The sequence below is a fragment of the Tenacibaculum piscium genome, assembly GCF_021390755.1.
In the GTDB taxonomy this organism is placed as follows: domain Bacteria; phylum Bacteroidota; class Bacteroidia; order Flavobacteriales; family Flavobacteriaceae; genus Polaribacter; species Polaribacter piscius.
Map to the genome: position 1 here is coordinate 53,855 of NZ_JAJGWR010000004.1, position 22,139 is coordinate 75,993.

At 31.7% G+C, this 22,139-nt stretch carries 14 protein-coding genes; 6 read left to right on the forward strand and 8 right to left on the reverse strand.

Translation table 11 applies throughout. From position 1 onward, the window contains the following. Positions 1–34: 34 nt before the first annotated feature. The 5 genes from L0U72_RS11800 to L0U72_RS08145 are packed head-to-tail and all read right to left on the reverse strand — an operon-like array spanning position 35 to position 10,869. Positions 35–406 carry a VanZ family protein gene (locus L0U72_RS11800; protein ID WP_369075222.1) on the reverse strand — a complete coding sequence of 124 codons (372 nt, stop codon included), beginning with the start codon at positions 404–406 and terminating at the stop codon, positions 35–37. Continuing rightward, positions 372–752 carry a glycine cleavage system protein GcvH gene (gcvH, locus tag L0U72_RS08130; protein WP_101918616.1) on the reverse strand — a complete coding sequence of 127 codons (381 nt, stop codon included), beginning with the start codon at positions 750–752 and terminating at the stop codon, positions 372–374. The genes L0U72_RS11800 and gcvH overlap by 35 nt, the downstream gene beginning before the upstream one ends. Before the next feature lie 48 nt (positions 753–800). Beyond that, complete coding sequence (gene sov / locus L0U72_RS08135) at positions 801–7,937, reverse strand: T9SS outer membrane translocon Sov/SprA (protein WP_233898855.1); 7,137 nt, start codon at positions 7,935–7,937, stop codon at positions 801–803. A gap of 6 nt (positions 7,938–7,943) precedes the next feature. Continuing rightward, positions 7,944–8,525 (reverse strand): Holliday junction branch migration protein RuvA, encoded by a 582-nt coding sequence (gene ruvA / locus L0U72_RS08140; protein WP_101918615.1) that lies wholly within the window; start codon positions 8,523–8,525, stop codon positions 7,944–7,946. Between the two features lie 58 nt (positions 8,526–8,583). Continuing rightward, positions 8,584–10,869, reverse strand: a complete 2,286-nt coding sequence (locus L0U72_RS08145) for an NADP-dependent malic enzyme (RefSeq protein WP_101918614.1) — start codon at positions 10,867–10,869, stop codon at positions 8,584–8,586. 140 nt (positions 10,870–11,009) lie between these two features. On the opposite strand from L0U72_RS08145, the gene L0U72_RS08150 reads away from it, so the two are divergent. The 5 genes from L0U72_RS08150 (at position 11,010) to L0U72_RS08170 (ending at position 17,884) form a co-directional block, all read left to right on the forward strand. Next, a complete protein-coding gene (locus L0U72_RS08150; protein WP_101918613.1) occupies positions 11,010–11,645 on the forward strand; it encodes a PAS domain-containing protein in 636 nt (211 codons plus the stop codon). Between the two features lie 159 nt (positions 11,646–11,804). After that, positions 11,805–12,419, forward strand: a complete 615-nt coding sequence (locus tag L0U72_RS08155; RefSeq protein ID WP_233861513.1) for a PAS domain-containing protein — start codon at positions 11,805–11,807, stop codon at positions 12,417–12,419. A 177-nt stretch (positions 12,420–12,596) separates the two neighbouring features. After that, positions 12,597–15,299, forward strand: a complete 2,703-nt coding sequence (locus tag L0U72_RS08160) for an AsmA-like C-terminal region-containing protein (RefSeq protein WP_233898856.1) — start codon at positions 12,597–12,599, stop codon at positions 15,297–15,299. Between the two features lie 39 nt (positions 15,300–15,338). After that, positions 15,339–17,600 carry a DUF5686 family protein gene (locus L0U72_RS08165; protein ID WP_233898857.1) on the forward strand — a complete coding sequence of 754 codons (2,262 nt, stop codon included), beginning with the start codon at positions 15,339–15,341 and terminating at the stop codon, positions 17,598–17,600. A gap of 41 nt (positions 17,601–17,641) precedes the next feature. Beyond that, entirely contained in the window at positions 17,642–17,884 is a 243-nt protein-coding gene (locus L0U72_RS08170) for a MoaD/ThiS family protein (protein WP_233898858.1), read from the forward strand. A gap of 107 nt (positions 17,885–17,991) precedes the next feature. Here L0U72_RS08170 and L0U72_RS08175 read toward each other — a convergent pair whose 3' ends face one another. Genes L0U72_RS08175 through recO form a run of 3 tightly spaced genes read right to left on the reverse strand, consistent with a single transcriptional unit; the run spans position 17,992 to position 21,541 of the window. Continuing rightward, positions 17,992–18,264 (reverse strand): DUF3817 domain-containing protein, encoded by a 273-nt coding sequence (locus L0U72_RS08175; protein WP_101918608.1) that lies wholly within the window; start codon positions 18,262–18,264, stop codon positions 17,992–17,994. Between the two features lie 10 nt (positions 18,265–18,274). Next, a complete protein-coding gene (locus tag L0U72_RS08180; RefSeq protein ID WP_233898859.1) occupies positions 18,275–20,806 on the reverse strand; it encodes a TonB-dependent receptor in 2,532 nt (843 codons plus the stop codon). A gap of 3 nt (positions 20,807–20,809) precedes the next feature. After that, positions 20,810–21,541 carry a DNA repair protein RecO gene (gene recO, locus L0U72_RS08185; RefSeq protein ID WP_233883332.1) on the reverse strand — a complete coding sequence of 244 codons (732 nt, stop codon included), beginning with the start codon at positions 21,539–21,541 and terminating at the stop codon, positions 20,810–20,812. A 125-nt stretch (positions 21,542–21,666) separates the two neighbouring features. Here recO and L0U72_RS08190 point away from each other — a divergent pair, with 125 nt between their 5' ends. Further along, the gene (locus L0U72_RS08190) at positions 21,667–22,137 is read left to right on the forward strand and encodes a CYTH domain-containing protein (protein WP_233883330.1); all 471 of its coding nucleotides are present in this window, start codon (positions 21,667–21,669) and stop codon (positions 22,135–22,137) included. Positions 22,138–22,139: the final 2 nt, after the last annotated feature.

Sequence of the window (22,139 nt, forward strand, 5' to 3'; positions counted from 1 at the left end):
TATTTCAACTTTTACAAGCTAATTCTTTAAATAGTTACATTTTCCTAAAAAAAAGAAAGTACGTAATATAAGCTATTAAAATACCCGTCGTATTTGCTACAATATCTAAAACTTCTCCTGAACGATAGGAAGTTATTGTACTTTGAAGCCCTTCAATAATTATGCCGTAAAACAGACAACACAAAACAATTATAAATTTATTTATTTTTGTTTTATGAAAAGCCAATAACCAGGCAAAAGACAACACGAAATAAGCAATTGCATGCTCATATTTATCGATATGATTTATTTTAATTGGTGGTCGACTCTCAATCTTAATTAAACTAAGAATAGCAATACTAATGCTAATCAGTATTGCTATTGTTGTTAAATTATGCTTTAATAAGCGCTTGATATTCTTCAGCACTTAATAAATCTTGAGTTTGTGAATCGTCTGATAATTTAATTTTTATCATCCAACCTTCTCCGTATGGATCTGAGTTTACTAATTCTGGTTCATCTTCTAACTTTTCGTTAAATTCAATTACCTCTCCTGATAACGGCATAAAAAGATCAGATACTGTTTTTACTGCTTCTACTGAACCAAAAACTTCTTCAATATCTAAAGAATCATCTAAGGTATCAACATCTACATAAACGATATCTCCTAATTCACCTTGTGCAAAATCGGTAATTCCAATTGTAGCTACTCCTTGTTCAACTTTAACCCATTCGTGGTCTTTCGTAAATTTTAATTCTGCTGGAATGTTCATTGTAATTGTGTATTATTTTTATGATGTTTGTTTATTATTAATTTTCAGTTAGTTTCCTAAGTTGTATATAATGCTGACTCCTGCATTAATAGATTGCCTTGGAAACGTTGTTGACACCGCGTATTTAAACGTTTGGTGATTGTAATAAATAGACGCTGTTAAACTACTACTTAAATTGTAATCTGCAATAAATTTTAGTCCAAATAATTTCTCACCTCCTGTTATCTGACTATTTTCTTTATCAACGCTTCGTATTAAGGTCAAATTATCTCTCAAAGAGATGTCTGTTCTCAGGTTGATATCTCCTTTAATCGTTTGTTTTTTCCCTGTAAATCGCGTTACAAATTTAACATCTTTTATTTTATATCCAAAACCGATAATATATTGTGTTCCAGTAATATCGGTTAGTGTATTGTTATTAAAGTTCAATGTTAAGCTTCTATCGGTTCTTATTTCTCCTTTAAAAGAGAAATCGTTTTTCATTTTCAGGGCTACTTTTACTAGGGGTGAAAACTCATCGATTAAAGTTGCTGACGAAAGTAATAGTTCTGGTTGATAATTACCAGAATTATTTACGTTTGTTGGGTTATTTTTATCGTACTGTAAGTTATTGGTATAATTACCAATAGTATACGATGATTGATAGCCATGTGAAACGGTGAAGGCATCAAATGTTTTTTTAAACCATTTATATTTCATCAATCCATTAAATCGAAGTGTCCAGTTTGGGATTGGAATATTTTTAAATACTTTGGTACTTACATTGTTGGCATTATTTCCTGAATATGCCGAAATAAATGCGGGTAACATGGTTTGTTGTCCGGTAATTTTGTATCCTTTTCCTGTTGCATCGTTTGGCAATCCTGATTTTTTTGATAATCGGTTTGCGATAATACTTCTATTTTCTAGGAAGGTGTTGTATAATTTTTCACCATCGGCAAATACGGTTCCTAGCATAAAATGGCTTGTGCTATAATTTCCTGTTTCGAAGGCTTTTATTTTTGGATCTTGTTCAAACCCTCCTTTTCCGTTAGCGATTACGTCTAATTGCTGATTTAAATTACTGGTTTTAATATTGTTTGCTTTTAGGTCGATACTTACATATTTAAATGGTTTTACCGATACGGTATAGGCTAATTTTTTATAGTTTGTTTTGCTATAATTTTTACTATAGTAAGGTTGATTTTCATCAGTTTGACTAGTTCTTGTAACTAGCCAATTATTTTCGATGGCTTTATGTAAGATATCGGTTTGACTTCCAAAAACGAATCCTAGCGATGGAGCATTTCCACCCTGATAATTATTTCTTCCTAAAAATCCTACGGAAGGTTTGTATCCTTGTAATAGGGTTCCGTTATTTTGGGCGTAGGTGATTTTGGCTCTTTTAACGGCTGTTAGTACATCGTACATTCCTTTGAATATTTTTTGTCCAAAAGAGGCATTTTTTTTGAGTTTAATTTTTGATGAATTATTTGCTAGATTATTGGCAGGATTATTTTTATTTTTTTTGGTTAATAATTCTTTTAGTTTGATATTTTTATAGAAGCGACCAAAATCGATATTAGCGTTAACATTATGAGTATTGGCATTTTGAATCATATTTCCGACAACGTCTTCATATTTTATGGTGGTTCCATTTTTCAAGTTAAGGGAACTTTGCGAACTTGATTTCCAGTCGAAATCTGCGGTATATCCGTAATCTGCGGATATAAAGTTCAGATATGGTATTTTATCGATAGGTAATTTATAGGTTGCATTTAATTTCTGATGATAATTATCGGGTCTTCCCACGGTAAAGAACTTGTCATATATTTCGAGATTTTCATCATTTCCGAAGCTATCATAAATATAGTTATTGGTTGCATTAAAGTTTAGCTGGAGTGATTTAGTCAGGTCAAAACCGATGCTATAATCCCAATTAAACAGGAATCTACGTTGAATTAGCGCATTTTGTTCTACGGGCAAATCGATTAAATTTCTTGATTTTTGAGAGCTATAACTTCTATTAATTCTTGAATTCAGTGCGATTGTTTTCGGCATAGGATTGAAGTTAATATCTTTAAGAAGTTGTAGGTATTTATTATTAAATAGGTTTGATTTTTTAAAGGGTTCGATACTGAATGGTTGAAAATTAAATTGATAGCTTGCTCCTGCCATTACGTTTTTATTTTCAAATTTTTCAATATTATAATCTCGATGTAATTCTTCGTTATGTGCGTAGGATACGGATAGATTTTCTACGTCATAGAATTTCGGTTTTTGGGTACTTTTGGGGTTTTTATTTTTTTTAACGTTGATAAAGCTGATACTTTTTCTACGGGTATAATCTTGCGAATTTTTACTATTTGGATTTTTATCTAATGCTTCTTTGAGTTCAATATCTTGAAATTGCGGGTCGTATTTTGGGTCTCTAAATTCTTCGCCATAGCTATAACTCATCGGTACTTGCATGTTCCATTTTGGAGGCATCATTTTACCTACTTGAATATTTGTAGCGACACTATATTGTTTGGTTTCTTCGATGCTTCGTTGTTGTACTCGATCTTCAATGCTTCCAAAACCGATGGTTGACATACTTCCTGCTAACGACACGTCCATCACATCGGCAAGATTCGCATCGGCATTCACTACGGTTGCCCATCCGCCTTTGTTATCAAAACCTACGACTCTTAATTCATTGAACCAAACTTCGGCTGTTTTCATTGAATTTGACGTATTTTTCATTCCTAACATTACGGTTCTTATTTGTGCTAATGTTGGATTTCCTTTAACAGATATTTTTAAGCCGTTGCTGGTTGTTAATGAAAAAACATCCCCTACTGAAGGTCTTTCAAGCTTTAGGTTTGCTAATTCTTTCAAAGAGATTTCTAAATTATTTTCAGCAAGCCAAACATCTTCAGAAGTAGCGTTACTGGTTGATAATTTCAATGATTTTTCAATTTCGTAATAGTTGTCATTTAAATCGGTTCCTAAACGGATAACAGCGACCATATCATCATTTTGCGTATTGCTTTGCAAAGGAGCTTCGGCGTGTAAAAACATGCGTAATTTTTTATATCGACGCATATCGATACTGATATTTTTGTACATCATTCGAGTTTCATCGGCTGGTAAATCGGTAACTTTTAGGGTTACGGATTGTTCATTTTGACGTTGAATTCTGTTTGTTCCTTGTAATTCTTCTCGATAAATTCCTGGAGGTAATTTGTATCGTTTCTCATTTTGTTCGATACTCACTACGCCTACTTCGAATTTATTTAAAGCTGTTGGTTTGAGATTAACAGGCACGCCATTTTCAGGAAATGTTTTGGTATATCTACGCCAATCGCCACGTACTAATTCTAGTTCTGCGAATCGTAAAACTACGGGCATTTTAAATTTTGTCAAAAACATTCTGATAAATCGGATACTATTAAAATCGGAGATTCCGTTAATTTTTTGAGCCTCTGTAACATTTCTAACAGGGATTCTAAATTGATACCAAGTCGTACTTCTTCGGGTTCCGTTTGCTAGTGTAATGGGTTCATTTTTGATATCAATAATATTATTTTGACCTTTTAATAAATCGCTTTTATTTAAAGAAACTTGATATTCAAAGTAACTATTTACAGGATTCATGGTTTGGTCTTTGTTGATATCTTCGGTATCTGGATATGCGGTTGCTGAGGTTGGGTATGCTTCTCCCGATTGGCTTGCTGTTGGCGAATTTCCTTGCGTTCCGTTAAAGTTTTTATATCTTGATAACACTGATGGATTTGAGCTTTCGATAGCGCCTCCTCTAAAATAGTGAAAGTTATCTCCCGCAGGGTCATCGAGTGATGCAAAGGCGGGAAATTTAATTTTTTCTTCTTCATCTGATAAACCATCGAGTCCAATATCTTGATATTCTCGAGCTTCATTACTATTATCAAAGGCGTATAATATTGATGGATTTAAGGGAATATCTCCCCAAATAGTTTCGGTAATATTTGCGCCAATTTGTCCTGAATTTATTTTTTTTCCATCGGAAGGTAGTCCGTTTTCGTATTGTTTTCGTCCATCTTTTAAAATATCTTCGGAAACGTTTCCAAGGTTGATAAACAATTTTCCAACCTGATTACCAAGTGCTTGCGGATTTACTCCTGTTGGCAAACCTTCTGCTTGAGTGATCGAATAATTTTCATACGGATCCATCAACCAAAACTGAATATATTCTACGTTTGCTTGTTCGAAATTATTGGTGGTTAGCGGTCGCATAATTCCTCCCCATCGTTCTTGTGACGTTTCTGAATTTTCGTTATAATTATACGGACCTCTTTCAGTTGGATAATAGGCTAAATCTAAGGTTCTGATTAAATTTTGTTGGGTAATATCGAGGTCGGTATTTGGGAATAATTCATTGTATCGAATTTGACGCACTTCATTTCTCGACAATTCATTTTGGTCGATATTACTTGGTTTATTGCTTCCTCCGTAAAAAAGCTGATCGACATTATACCAAGCGATTTTTCCTCTTTTATAATTATATGATAAATCTCCTGAACCGCCATTTAATCCTTGAGATTCGGGTGTACTTGCTAGAAACCATTGTTGCGGACTTCCTAAATTAATCGGAATTTGTGAGGCTTCAAAATCATCTAAATAAGAAGTTGCCGTTCCATCAACATTAATACCGCTTGGCGAACCAGGAATTAAATATGCCATATCGGCTCTAACGGAAACATTTGAAGGTACATCGGTTTCTACAAAGGGTAATTTGTTGGCTAATTTTGTTAGAAAAGGCACTTCAGATGCGTATGCTAAATTCAGTCCTAACATGGTATTGTTAATGGGTTCGCCTCCAAAATTCACTTTTGGTGTGATTGGTTTTTCACTCACATTTAAATACGTTCCTCCAAGGCTAAATTTTTCAGAGAATTGGTGCGTTACATCAACTCCGATAAATGTTTTTCGTTGTTGGCTAAATAAGTTGTTACTTTCAGTGGTGGCGTTGATAGGAATTCCTGAAGCTTCCAATCCTGGATCTAAAATTTGAACACGTCCTAATTGATAATCCACCACATAATCTACGCCTTCTACCAATTGTCTTCCGCCAGCGGTTACAGTTACTGAACCTCTAGGAATATTGAATCCTCCTAAAGAAATTCCGCTAGTTGTTTTAGCTTTGAAGTATCCTTTTAAAAAGAATTTATCTTTATTTTGATATTCATTTTTAGCTTGAATTTTGGTCGTTAAATAGAGTTCTTCGAACAGGTATTTTTCTTGGTCACTAGTTGTGGTAAGTACTTGTTTTAAATCATTTCCAAAAGGTTCTGGTTCTGGAAAAATAACGTATCCTTTTTGTGAATTTACGGTAATTCCGTCTATATAGTCAAAAAAACCATCACCATTTGGCACTGCATATTCACTTTGATCTAATTTATCTAAATTAAAAATACGCAATAAAGGTTTTTTTGTAATACCTGATGTCGTTGCTTTTTGCAGGGTATTTTGTAGCGTTCCTGTTTGGTCATCACGATATAATAATTCAAAACGAAAACCATCACGTTCAAGTGGTGATGCTCCTAAGGCATAAATATTTTTCATCATTAATTTCCATGTCGGAAAGGCTTCTCCTAAAAACCCAGGAGCGCTAGTATTTGGACGAATGGTATTTAAAGTTTCGCTACGTAATAATTTTACGACTAAATTTGCAGGTGCTACAACACCATCGTTTGAAAACTCTCCTACTTTAAAAACGGTTTCTCCGTTAGAGGCTCCAACCACAGTATATTCGTAGGAAACAGCTAATACTTCGCCATCATTTAAGCGTCTATTTAAAGAGATAAATCCTAATTGGTTATCTATTTTAAATTCGTTTGGTTGTAGTTTTCGAGCATTTTGTAAATAGGAATAATTAACGCCTTGTTTGGCAGGGATTCCGATATTTTTAATGGCAGTATCTACTGTTGCAACGTCTCTAATTGCACCATTTTCGGTTAATAATTGACTTAAATTATTAACATTATTGTAAGGAATTATTTTTAAATTAACGGAAGCAGTTGTTGGTGCATTGCTTACGGAATTTTGATTTACTTTATTTTCAAAATTGGATTCTCCTAAATCGGCAAGTGCTACAATGCTTCGATAATCGGTTACATTTTGTGCTGTGTTGGTTACCCAAACCTCAACTCTTGTAATGTTTATTGGACTATTTATCAGCGGATAATTTGCTAATGCTTGGGTATAATTTTCTCTAAAATAATGTCCTAAGAAAAAGTGACGATCGTTATCATAATCAGAGGCTCTTAATTCAAATTGTTCAATGGTAGCACCACCTTCTGCAACGACGGTTTTAGATTGTGAATTTTGTTGAGAAAAAGCGGCTGTTATGTGTGTTTTACCGAATTGCAGTGCTGTTTTGACTCCAAATAAGGCTTGTGCGCCGTTAATTAGCGAATTTTTAATAGGCATGCTAATATTTCCAGCTTCAATATTTTGGATAATATCGTCTTCAGTTGGCGTATATTCTAGTTTGATGATATTTTGAAAATCAAAAGTTGATTGTGTATCGTAATTTGCGGTTACTTTCAAGCGTGTTCCGATTTTTGCTTGTAGACTTGTACTTATTTGTTGGTCAAAATCGAAGGTAAAATTACTTTGATTTTCTATGGATATTGAAGGGTTTTCATTTTTCTGATAAACGCCTCCTAATTTGATATTTACCTGTCCTGTAGGGTTTACATCTACGGTATTTCCACCAAAAACAGATTCAAAAAACTTAGAATTTACATAATATTTAGGTAATAAATTTTTCTGAGCTTTTTTGTTGCCTTTTTTTCTTGAATTGGTGGCATCAATTTTTTCTTTAAAATATTCTTTCATATCGTTTTTCAGGCGATATTTTTTATATTCATTTGGGGTCATAAAAATTGGTGTTCCAATTTGATAATTCCCAATTTTTTCGACCAACATAAATTTATTAGTTACGTTATCGTAGGTAACTTTTTTTTCTGTTGGATTGTTTAAAAAAAGACTTCCATTTTGATGATTTTTAAAACCATATTTCAAAGGAGTAACAGTATCTTTTGGTGTCTCTTTTAGTGTCTTTTTTGAAGTATTTTTCAGGTTATTTTTTGCATTATTTCCTGTGTTTTGCGAAAACGAAACAACACTTATCAGTAAGATAAGTGTTGTTAAGAATATATTGATAACTGTTTTTTTCAAGCTGTTTTATAAATTTTTCAACGCCTGTTTTATTAGTGTTTCAACACTAGCGTCAGGTGTTTCTTTTAGTATATTTCCAAGAACTCTGTCTGCTTGTTTTGGTAAAAAGCCAAGTACTTGTAAAGCAGATAACGCTTCTTCTTTATTTGTATTGTTTTGGGTGATTGAAACTTCGTCTAAATCAAAGATTTTCACTATTTTATCTTTTAAATCGACAATAACGCGTTGTGCAGTTTTCACGCCAATTCCTTTAACAGCTTGTATTGCTTTCACATTTTCTGAAGCGATGGCTTGTTGTATTTCTTCGGATGTCATCGATGACAACATCGTTCTCGCAATACTTGGTCCTACGCCAGATACGGAGGTTAGCAATCTAAAAATCTCTCGTTCTACTTTATTGAAAAACCCATATAACGTGTGTGCATCATCCCGAATTGATAAATGCGTATATAAAAGTACGTTTTCATCGGCAGGTAATAAGGAATAGGTATGTAAAGAAATATGCAATAAATATCCTACGCCATTACAATCGATGACTACGTGCGTAGGGCTTTTTTCTACGAGTTTTCCTTTTAGTTGTGTTATCATTTACTTGATTTTCAAGGGTTCTAAAATAAACAAAAATTTATATTAATTTTTAAATTATTTATGATTGCTTATTTTTTCGTTCTTTATTTTGAGCATCTACAACAGCAACTGCGGCCATATTTACCATTTCATCGACACTTGCACCTAGTTGTAAGATATGCACAGGTTTACTCATTCCTAATAAAATAGGTCCAACAGATTCTACACCATCAAGTTGTTTCATTAACTTGTAGGTAATATTTGCTGATTCTAAATTTGGAAATATTAAAATATTTGGTCTTTTACCATTTAATTTAGAGAATGGAAATTCTTTGGCTAATAATTCAGGATTTAAGGCAAAATCGGCTTGTAATTCTCCATCAACAATTACATTTGGGTGATGACGGTGAATATACGCAACGGCTTCTCTTATTTTCACTGAACTTTCAGCTTTTGATGAGCCAAAATTTGAAAAACCTAGCATTGCAATATGTGGGGTCATTCCGAACATTTTAGCAAGTACGGAAGTTAATTGTGTTATTTTGGCTAAATCTTTGGCTGTTGGATTAATATTAATAGTTGTATCGGCTAAAAACATTGGTCCTTGCTTGGTGAGCATCATGTTTGTTGCTGCTACCCTAGTAACGCCTTTATCTTTTTCGATTAATTCTAACATTGGTTTTACCACCGATGCGTATGATCTTGAATATCCAGTAATTAGTGCATCTGCTTCTCCAGTATTTACCATCATCGCGGCAAAATAATTACGTTCACGCATCCATTTTTGCGCCTCTAAAAAGGTAATTCCTTTACGTTGTCTTGTTTTCCAGAAAGTGGTTGCGTATCTGTTTCTAGTGTCGGTTTGTTCGTCTGTTTTAGGATCGATAATAAGTACATCGGCATCAAAACCTAGTTCTTCTTTCAACTCTAAAATCACGTCTTTTCTTCCTAATAAGATTGGAATTGCTATTTTTTCATCGGAAACTCGCTGTGCAGCTTTTAACACATCGATTTGATCTGCTTCAGCAAATACAACACGTTTTGGATCTTTTTTGGCTCTGTTGTGTAGCAATCTAATTTCTTTACTTCCACTACCAGACCTGTCCATTAATTCTTCTCGATATGCTTGCCAATCGGTAATTGGTTCTTGTGCTACACCTGATTCCATAGCTGCTTTTGCAATTGCTGGAGGAATTTCATAAATTAATCGAGGATCAAAAGGTTTTGGAATAATATATTCACGACCAAAAGAAAGGCTCACTTCATCATATACGATATTGACTTGTTCTGGCACCGATTTTTTAGCTAAATCTGCTAAGGCGTGTACGGCTGCCATTTTCATTTCTTCATTAATTTTGGTGGCTCTAACATCTAAAGCACCTCTAAAAATAAAAGGAAAACCAAGCACATTATTTACTTGATTCGGATGATCAGATCTTCCTGTTGCCATAATAATATCATCACGAGTATCGACGGCTGTTTGGTATTCAATTTCAGGATCTGGATTTGCCATGGCAAAAACAATCGGATCTTTTGCCATTGCCAATAACATTGCTGGCGTTACAATATTTCCTTTTGATAATCCAATAAAAACATCGGCATTATGCATCGCTTCCTCTAAAGTATGTAAGTCTTTATCGGTAGCAAATTCGGCTTTTTGCGAGCTTAAATCATCTCTATCTTTTCTGATAACACCTTTACTGTCGCACATAACCACGTTTTCTCTTTTAGCTCCTAAAGCTAAATACAAACGAGTACAAGAAATTGCAGCGGCACCTGCGCCGTTTACTACAATTTTCACATCTGCTATATTTTTACCAATAATTTCGATGGCATTTTTTAACGCTGCCGTAGAGATAATAGCGGTTCCATGTTGGTCGTCATGCATTACAGGAATGTCTAACTCCTCGATTAATCTTCGTTCTATTTCAAAAGCTTCAGGAGCTTTAATATCTTCTAAATTAATCCCACCAAAAGTTGGTGCAATCGCCTTGACCGTTTCTACAAATTTATCCACATCAGTGGTATCAACTTCAATATCAAAAACATCGATATCTGCAAAAATTTTAAACAGTAAGCCTTTCCCTTCCATTACTGGTTTAGAAGCCTCTGCTCCTATATTTCCAAGTCCTAAAACAGCTGTTCCGTTTGAAATAACGGCTACTAAATTTCCTTTAGCTGTATATTTATATACATTTTTTTTATCTTTTGCTATTTCTAAACAAGGTGCAGCAACTCCTGGTGAATATGCTAACGATAAATCGTGTTGTGTGGCATATTTTTTAGTAGGTACTACTGCTATTTTCCCTGGTTTTGGCTTGGCATGATATAACAAAGCTTCACGTCTTTTTCTAGAATCACTCATAGTTTCGTTGTTGTTTGTTTGAACTCACAAATATACATTTTTGTAAGAGAGTTAAAAGTTAAAAATATTACTAAAATAATCTTATACAAGATAATTTCTTCTTAATTTTGTTTTTTTACTTAAAACAAATAATATAGAATATGGATACCTCCCCTAGGCAAATAATTGACGAAGAAGTAAAATGGGATAAAACCCAAACAATTGTTAGTAAAACTGATACTGCAGGAACAATTCTTTACGCCAATAGTGTATTTACAGATGCCTGTGAATATAGTGCTATTGAATTAATTGGTGAGCCTCATAATATTATCAGACACCCAGATATGCCTAAAGTTGCTTTTAAGGCCTTATGGGATGCCTTGAAGCAAGAACAGAACTATCATGCCATTGTAAAGAACTTAACAAAAACAGGTAGATATTATTGGGTTATTACTGATTTCACCATTGATAAAGATGATGCTGGAAATGTTACGGGATACACTGCACGAAGAAAATCAGTACCGCCTAGTGTTGTTAAAAAAATCGAACCTTTATATCAGATATTATTAGATATTGAAAAACTAAAAGGTGAAAAAGCAAGTGAACTCTATTTTGAAGCCTACTTAAAAGAAGAAGTTGGTAAAAGTTACGACGAATTTGTCGTAGATTTATTCAAAGAAGAATCTTTAAATGAAGAAAAGCTAAAAAAGATAGCTGAAATAAAAGAAATAGAGCCTGAATACGAAAGTAAACTTAAAAAGGGCTTAAATTGGTTTTTCTTTGGTGATTTCATCTAAACAGAGGAACTAACTAGCTCATAATAACACGAATACTATAGGAAACTGCTTACTTAAAACATAAGCAGTTTTTCTGCGTTATACAAATATTTAATTGATTTAACATTGCAGTGTTAAGTAAATGTTATAATTTTGCGGTGTTAAAGATAAAAAAAACAAATGATAAAAAACCCACTTCGCCCCCAGCAAATTATTAATGAAGAAATAAAATGGGACAAAACACAAACAATTATTAGTAAAACAGATGCTTCTGGAACTATTTTGTACATGAATGATGCTTTTGAAGCAGTTTCTGAATACAATAAAATTGAATTGATTGGCGAACCTCATAATATTATTAGGCACCCGGATATGCCTAAAATTATTTTCAAAGTATTATGGGAAAACTTAAAAGGAAAAAAAAACTTTCATGCCATTGTTAAAAACCTAACCAGAACAGGTAGATATTACTGGGTAATTACTGATTTCACCATCGATAAAGATGAAAAAGGAAATGTAGTTGGTTATACTGGTCGTAGAAAATCCTTACCAAATAGTGTTGTCGAAAAAATAGCGCCACTTTATAAAACACTTCTAGAAATAGAAAAAATAAAAGGTGAACCTGCGAGTAAATTATATTTCGATGCCTATTTAAAAGAAGAAATCGGTAAAAGTTATGACGATTTTGTCGTAGATTTATTTACAGATGAATCTATGAAAAATCAAAAAATAGAAAAAGTAGCAGCCGAAGAAAAACCTAAAAAAGGATTAAAATGGTTTTTTTCTAAAAACTAATCATTTTTAAACTTAAAATTATCCGAAAATAAAAAAGCTATCTAAATTCATAAATTTAGATAGCTTTTTTTTTTTTTAAAACAGTATTTTTTTTAGTTTCATTTATTATCTTTTTCTTAACAAATAATTTCGGAACTTTGTATCTTCTACAAATCGATGCTTTTAAATTTTTTATCCATGAAAAATATATATAAAATACTGATAACCATATTTATTGCTTTGTTAATTTTATTAATTTCAATACCCTTTTTATTTCAAGATAAAATTATCACATTAGTTAAAAAAACAGTAAATAATAACATCACGGCACAGTTAAATTTTTCAGAAGCAGATCTTAGTTTGTTTCGAGATTTTCCAAACGCATCAGTGCGACTCTCTAATGTTTCTATCATCAATAAAGAACCTTTTGATGGCGATACCTTATTATTTGCCAAAGAAATTAATTTGGACTTAAAACTTACCGAACTATTAAAAAAAGCAACAGAAAAACTGACTATTCAATCTTTTTCTATTGAAGATGCAACGGTTAATGTTCTGGTCAATCAAGCAGGAATTGCCAATTATGATATTGCAAAACCAACAAAAAATACGCCAGAAAACACCGAAATAAATAATCAAGAAAATCAAGCAACAAGCAATTTTGGACTTGCGATTAATTCTTATGCTATCAAAAATACATTGATAAAATATCATGATAAAAAAAGCAAGCTAAAACTTATATTAACAGATTTTAATCATCATGGTAAAGGTGATTTTTCAGAAGCTATTTCTGAATTAAACACGCAAACAACTACGAATATTTCATTTGAAATGGATGGAAATTCTTATGCGAAAAATCAAAAAATAGCCTTAGACGCCCTGTTAAAAATAGACTTAGTTAATAGTAAATTTTCATTTTTAGAAAATGAAGCCAAACTAAATGAATTGCCGTTAATTTTTGACGGATATGTACAATTAAATGAAAAAAATCAAGAAGTAGCTTTAAGCTTTAAAACGCCTTCTTCCGATTTTAAAAACTTTTTAGGATTAGTCCCTAAAAGCTATACAAAAAGTATCGAAAATGTAAAAACATCAGGAAACTTTAGCATATCAGGAACTGTAAAAGGACTCGTAACCGATACTAAAATTCCGCTTTTAGATATTTCCGTAAAAGCCGAAAATGCTTCTTTTAAATATCCTGATTTACCTAAAAGTGTGCGCAATATTACCATGGATATGCGCTTGAAAAATACTTCTGGAATAATAGATGATACTTTTATAACAATCAACGGACTTTCTTTTAAAATTGATGAAGATATTTTTTCTGGTAGTGGAACTGCTTATAACATCACCAAAAACCCAAAAATTGACGCTAAATTAAAAGGAACTTTAAACTTAGCAAACCTTCATAAAGCATATCCTGTTAGCTTAGAAAATGAGTTGCAAGGAATTTTAAAAGCCGATTTACATACCCAATTCGATGTAAATGCCATTCAAAATAATGTGGTAAATCGCATTAAAAATAATGGGCATATTGAAGTAGATAATCTTGTATTTTCTTCGGATGAAATGATACACCCAATCCATATAAAAAGTACGAAAATTAATTTTACACCTACAGTCGTTACCCTAGAAAACTTTGATGCAACCACAGGAAAAAGTGATATCAAGGCTACTGGAGAACTTCAAAATTTAGTAGGATTTGTTCTTGCTGATAAAAATTTACAAGGAAATTTTAAGCTAAATTCCAACGCTTTTTATCTGAATGATTTTATGCAAGAAACTGCTACTGAAAATTCAAAAAAAGAACAAGATAAAAATCAAGAAACAACAACGGCTTCCTTAAAAATTCCCGCATTCTTAGATTGTAAAATTTTAGCCAACGCAAATACCGTTTATTACGATAATTTAACCCTGAAAAAAGTAACAGGAATCTTATTGATAAAAAATCAAAAAGCAACCTTGCAAGATGTAAATGCACAACTATTTAAAGGAAATATTTCTTTTAACGGAACTGTAAACACGCAGGAAAAAACACCTTCTTTTAATATGGATTTAGGCATCAAATCTTTTGATATAGCCGAATCTTTTAACGGATTGGAATTACTTAAAGCTATCAGCCCGATTGCAGGAGCGATGACAGGAAACTTAAATTCAACCATTAATTTATCAGGAGTTTTAAATAATGATTTTACACCCGATTTAGCATCCTTATCAGGAAAAGCATTGGCAGAATTATTAAACACTAAAATTAATCCAGAAAAAACAAAAGCGTTAAGCCTTTTAAGTAATAAAATTTCATTTATTGATATGAATAAACTAAACTTAAAAGACCTTAAAACACAAGTATCTTTTGAAAAAGGACAAGTTGTTGTAAAACCTTTTCAATTAAAATATAACGATATTGACATTAATGTAGGCGGAAGTCATAGTTTTGACCAAAATATGAATTATAACATCACCTTAAATGTGCCCGCCAAATATTTAGGAAGCGAAACTCAAGGTTTACTTGCCAAACTAAGCGAAAAAGATCAAAATATGACCATACCAATTACCGCAAATATTACAGGAAATATGAAAAATCCTTCGGTAAAAACAGATATGGCTTCTTCGGTAAAAAATTTAAGTCAAAAATTAATAGAACAACAAAAAGAAAATTTAATTAACAAAGCACTTGGGAAAATATCAGGAAATAAAACTACAAATCAAGCTACAAATTCAGTAAATAACACTGTCAAATCAACCGTAAATACTATCGGGAATCTACTGGGAACTAAAAAAACAGATTCCACTAAAACAAACACGACCAAAACAGAAAAAACTACAGAAACTGTAAAAAAAGTAACCGATGTTTTAGGCGGATTATTTGGTAAGAAAAAGAAAAAAGAAGACGAAAAATAATTTGTTACGACAAATAAAAACAGGTGTATTCAATAAATTATGAATAAAAAAAGTATCGTATTCTTTTTGATATTGTCAATAAACTGCTTCAATTCTTTCGCTCAAATTATAGACAAAGAAGTTATTGCAGATGAAGTTTTAGAAGAGGTTTTAATCGCTTCTAAAGTAAATACTGCCAATATAATTATTAAAAAAGCCATCGCTTCTAAAAAGAAAAATACCGATAAATTTGCAGAATACACCGCCGATTTCTATTCTCGTGGATTATTTAAAGTTAAGAATCTTCCCAAAAAATTTTTAGGAAAAGAAATTGACGATATGGGCGGAGGATTAGACACCACAAGAAGTGGAATTGTCTATCTTTCTGAAACAATTTCTACAATTGCCTATCAAAAGAAACCTGAAAGATTTAAAGAATATATTCTTGCCTCTAAAGTTTCGGGAACCGATAACGGTATTAGCTTTAATCAGGCAAAAGAAGTGAATATCAATTTGTATAAAAATGCCGTTAAATTTGGCGATGCTCTATTAATTTCACCCATCGCAAACAATGCTTTTAATTATTATCACTACAAACTAGCTGGTACTTTTTATGATGAAAAAGGAACTTTAATAAGCAAAATAAAACTACTTCCTAAACGAAAAAATGACCCTGTTTTTAGCGGATATATCTATATTGTAGCACATAGTTGGGCAATTTATAAAATCGATGTAACAGTTACAGGCGCTCAAATAAGTATGCCAATTGTAAAATCATTACGATTAAAACAAGAGTATTCACAAAAAAATGATGCGTGGATGCCTAGTAGTCAAATTATCGATTTTAAAGCAGGAATTTTTGGCTTTCATTTTAATGGACGGTTTTCAGCAACCTACTCCAACTATGATTTTAAACCTAATTTTGACAAACAATATTTTAGCAATGAAATTTTATCTTTTGATGAAAATGCCACTCAAAAAGATAGCACATATTGGAAAAAAAATCGTCCCGTACGTTTAACATCCGAAGAAATTGCCGATTACAAACTCAAAGATAGTTTGAAAATTATCCGAAGTTCAAAGAAATATACCGATTCCATCGATAAAAAAAAGAATCTGTTTAAAGCTTTTAACATCATTACTGGATATTCACACAATAATACACACGAAAAATGGAAACTCCGTTTTTCATCACCTATAAAATATTTAAGATTCAATACGGTTCAAGGCTGGAATTCTTTTATTGGAATCAATTTTTCAAAAGATCTCGACGAAAAAGGACAAAAATTAAGTACAAATACAAAAATAAATTACGGTTTTGCTGATAAAAGAATAACTGCTGTTGCTAATTTTTCCTATAAATGGAACAATATTGACAAACCAATACTAACAATTTCTGGCGGAACAACAACCGCTCAATTTAACGATAACAAACCCATTTTACGACTAGCAAATACAGGAAGTTCTATCTTTTTTAAAAATAATTACATCAAAATTTATGAGAAAAAATTTGCTAAAATTGCTTTTTCCCAAGAACCTGTAAATGGTATCGAGTTGGGTTCATCCTTAGAATATGCCGATAGAAAACCACTGTTTAACAACACTGATTATGTACTGTTTCCGAATAAAGATGAAATTTACACATCGAATAATCCGCAAGAACCAACCAATTTTACAAGCTCATTTACACCTCATAATATGTGGTTATTTCGAGTAAGTAGCACCGTTAATTTTGGTCAAAAATATGTATCCTATCCTACAAAAAAACACAATATCAAAACTCATAAATATCCGTCTTTAACTATTGGATATCATAAAAATTTTGGTGCAAATAAAGCTCGTTGGAATTCACAAATGATGTATTCAGAAATTAGTCAAAAACTAAATTTAAACAATTGGGGCGTATTTAAATATCGAATAAAAGGCGGACTATTTTTTAAGAAAAAAGACATTCCATTTATGGATTATGCCCATTTTAATGGAAATCGCTTGCTCATTGCTCCTAAAAAAAACTATGTAAACAACTTTTATAATTTGCCCTATTATCAATTAAGTACAAATGATAAATATGCTGAATTTCATGGTGAATATAATTTTAAAGGCGCTATTTTAAGTAAAATTCCATTGTTAAATCAACTAAATTTTCACTTGGTTGGAAGTGCCAAAAGATTGCTTACTGCCAATCAGAAACCATATTCGGAATTGGCTATTGGTTTGGATAATATCGGTTTTGGAAAATGGCGGTTTTTACGAATCGATTTTGCACATGCGATTTTTAATGGAAAACGTGAAAATAGTATTGTTTTCGGAATTAAATTGTAATTTTAAAACTTCAAAATAATCAATATATTTAATAAATTCTGATGAAAATAACCGTATTATGTTTCGGTATTGCTACCGATTTAATCAAAAAATCCTCTTTAGAGCTAACGCTTCCCGAAAATTGTACCGTTACTTCTTTTAAAAAATTACTAACAACACAATATCCTGAATTAGCCAATATAAGTGCCTACGCCGTTGCCATTAACGAACAATATGCACAAGAAAATGATACGATTAAAGAAAATGATGTTATTGCTATTATTCCGCCTGTTAGCGGTGGATAATCGTTAAAAAAAAGCACAAAACACTCAAAAAAAAGCAATTGTTTATTTTCGAGTGTTTTCATTTTAATGAAAATCAATAAAAAATTTCAATAAAAAAGTTGTTAAAATTACGCTTTTAAATATTTCCCAACAAAGAAAGTTCCGAAAGGTAACAACGATAATACACAAACTATTCCGAAGGTTTTCGTGTTCCATTGCTGTTCTGGTTTTAACATAATCGCTAAAATTATGTAGGCTACAAACAACAATCCGTGAGGCATTCCTAGCATTTTCACATAGCTTGCATCGCCTTGTAAATATTTAATCGGAACAGCTATAAAAAGCAATAATATGTAAGATATTCCTTCTAATAAACTTACAATTTTAAAAATATTAATCATGTATCTAAATTTAAAAATTAGTTACTAAAGATACTGAAATATTACGTCCAGAAGCTGAAATTCCTGAAGCAAATTCTTTATAATGTGCATCTAATAAATTACTACATTGTGTTTGTATGGTAACATTCGAATTTACGATATATTTAGCATATAAACCAAGCGTTACCCAACTTGGCGAACCATAATAGCTATCAATATCTTTTGTTATATCTTGATTTACAACTGGTGTTTGTTGCTGATTATCAATCCCTTCTTCCAGATTATATTTTGAAATATCTTTTTTAGCATTGAAGATCAAATTTGCTCCAGATTCGAATTTTTCATTAAAATAATTCAATTCAAAACGACCAAATAATGGAGGAATTGATGATAATGGTAAATTGGTATCATAAGCCCTTCCTTTGGTATAAGTTATCGTTCCTAAAGTTTTCCAATTTTCGGATATTTGTCCTTGATAACTAAGCGTTCCGCCAGTAATATAGGCATTTCCTTTATTCACATTTGCCACGATATTTGTGAGTTCTTCTTGATATAAAATTGTATCTTTTTCACCTAAAATAAACGCTTCTCTGTAAATATAATTATTTAATAAAGTGTAATATATATTTGCTCCGATTCGGAATTTTTTATGATTGAAATATTTTTGAGCGCCAAGTTCTGCATTATAGGCGTGTTCTGGTTTTAAGTGGATATTTGGCACAGTAACTTCACCATTTTTTTCTCTAACTTTTCCAACATCATCAATATTTGGCGAGCGAAATCCTGAAGAGAACACCGTATTTAATTGCCAATTTTCAGCAGGTTTATAGACATATCCAGCGGTTGCGGTTACGGCGGTATTTTCTAAATGAATATCATTGCTTGGTAATTTTATAAATTCTTGATTTTTCCAATGAGCATTTAATTGGGTATTGGTGCATCGAATTCCTGTATTTAAGGTAGAATTACGTGAAATATCTTGGCGATAATCTAAATACATTGCCGAACTAAAATAATTACTTCCTGCGTCAGGATAGCGAGATTGCACGATAAAATTATCTTCAAAACCGATACTATTATTTCTAATTTCAGAATTATTGGTATTGTTAATTTTTAGTATTTTTCCATAAGCCTTGGAATTTACATCATTATACGTAAGTTCAAAACCGTAGGCTAAATCTCGTTTTTTTGCTAGTGGAACAGTAAAATCGGTATTTATGCTAAAAACGTTTACATTTTCGTGTTTATACGAACGTTTTAAACTTCCAAATTTTCGCTGGATACGACTTTCTTCAATATTTTGATACGCTAAAATAATGGTTCCTTTTTCAAGCCATTTTTTCTTCGGATTAATATCTAATTGAGAAGAAATTAACACCCTATTTTGCGGTGCATAATACCATTCTGCAAATTTTAAACCGCCATCTTTTAGTGCTGTTAATTTATCAAATCTAGGAATATCCGAAGAGGTAGAATATTGAATATTCAATTTAAAATCGGTATTTTTTGATAATGGTACAAAGAATTTCTGCAAAAAATCTGTTTGATGAAATCCTGTATTTTTTTGTAAATTTACATTGGTGTTTTTCTTCGGGTTTTCTGTGTAATTTCCGTTTAAATTATCGGAATAAAAAAAAACTTTTCCCCAATTGTCGAAACCGTGCGTACGGTTTTTCCCCATTTTTAAATCCTCAAAATTGCTATGTGAAATATTGGTAAGCGATGCCCATTTTTCAAATTGTAATTCGGCAGTTATTGAATTTGTTACTTCATTATTTACCGAACTATATCGCAAAAAATGACTTGCTTTTATAGTGCTTTTTTTAGAATTATTTTTGCTTTTATTTTCGTTTTTATTTTGATTCGATACTTTAAATAATTTTGGCGTTTTCGTATAATAATGAATAACACCTCCCAAGGCATCTGATCCATAAATAACTGAAGAAGGACCAAAAACAACTTCTGTTCGTTCCAATAAATTCGGATTTACGGTAATGGAATTTTGCAAATGTCCTTTTCTATAAATGGCATTATTCATACGAACGCCATCGACCACTAATAAAACACGATTACTTTCCATCCCTCTAAGTACAGGACTTCCGCCTCCAAATTGTGATTTCTGTACTTTAATTCCTGCGATATTTGCTAATAAATCAGCGGAAGTTTGAGGTGATATCTTTTGAATATCTTGTAAGGAAACAACCGCAATTTGTTCGGCAATTCTGTTCGTTTTTTCTTTATTTTTAAATACTGAAACAATAATTTCATCTAATTGTTCCGTATGTTTTGATAAGTAAACTTGATAGTTATTCTTTTTTAATACGGCTTTTTTTTCTTGAAAATCGGCATAAGAAACGTGTGAAAAAATCAAAATTTCCTCTTTTTTAAACTCCGAAATATTCACAAAACCAGCAACAGAACTAATCGCCGATTTTGTTTTATTTTTATTATATACAGCAACGCCATCAATTGCTTTGCCTGTTTTAGCATCAATTAATGTAAGCTTTTGCGAAAAAAGAACAAGGCTTGTAAATAAAAAAAATAAGACTATAATTGGCTTCATAAATCAACTAAAAACGGTTTCTAAAATAACTAATGATTTTGGCTCTTTGAATCCTGCTACATGCAATTCAAAATATCGAATTATAATACCAAGAATACTTTTTCGTTCCTTTTTATCATAAGAAAGTGTATTAATTGCATCAAAATTTATGCCCAATAGCTTTTTAAAAAGCATTAATTCACTTCCTGTAAGGATTAATTTTTCATATTGAGCCTCTGTAAACCGTCCTTCTTCTAAATTAAATGCAGGTTTATTACTTTGAGAAACATCAGGATAAAAACCTAAAAACTTTGATAAATTCAACAAAAAAACTAAGTGAAAATTAGCTATTTTATCGTGTGTATCCAACCAAATTAACGCCGTTTCGAGATACTGATATAAAACGTCATTTTTTTGTTCTTCTCGTATAACTTTTGATAAAATTTCTGATAAAAAAAGTACAATTGATTGTTTTACAATCGATGTATAAATATCTTGATACGCATAGATTACTTGGGCTTCTTTTATCGAATTTAAGGCGTTTTTACTGTTTTTTTGACGATGATTTGCCACAATTTGTAACTGTGTTAAAGGCTGAAAATACGCTTTTTTAAGCGCACCTTTTCTCGATGTTAAAACACCACGAATCATATAAGAAGCAATGCCTTCTTCCAAAGTAAAACAGCTTACAATTAAACTGGTATCACCATATTTTATAGCACTCAAAACAATTGCTTTTGTTGTAATTAATGCCATTTATTTTTAAAATTTACTGCTTAATTTTTTAATAATTTTGATAAAAAAACTCAAAGATATTTAATAATAACTACAAAAATGATACATTCGTTAAAACTTGAAATAACTTCTTATAAATTTTAAATATGACTTTTGAAATAGAACGTAAATTCTTAGTAATTTCTGATGCCTACAAACAAGAAGCACATCAAAAAAACTATATAAAACAAGGTTTTTTAAACTCTCAAAAAGAACGTGTCGTACGAGTTCGCATTAAGGATGATAGCGGTTTTTTAACCATCAAAGGCGCATCAAATAAAAGTGGCACTACTCGTTTTGAATGGGAAAAAGAAATTCCGTTACAAGAAGCCCAAAATTTATTGAAGTTATGCGAAAAAGGTAGTATTGAAAAATATCGTTATTTAGTTAAATCAAATAATCACACTTATGAAATTGATGATTTTTTAGGAGATAATAAAGGTTTAGTCGTTGCAGAAATAGAATTATCCGAAGAAAATGAAGCCTTTGAAAAACCTGATTGGCTCGGAAAAGAAGTTACAGGAATTGTGAAATATTACAATTCGAATTTAAGTAAAATGCCTTTTTGTAATTGGTAAAA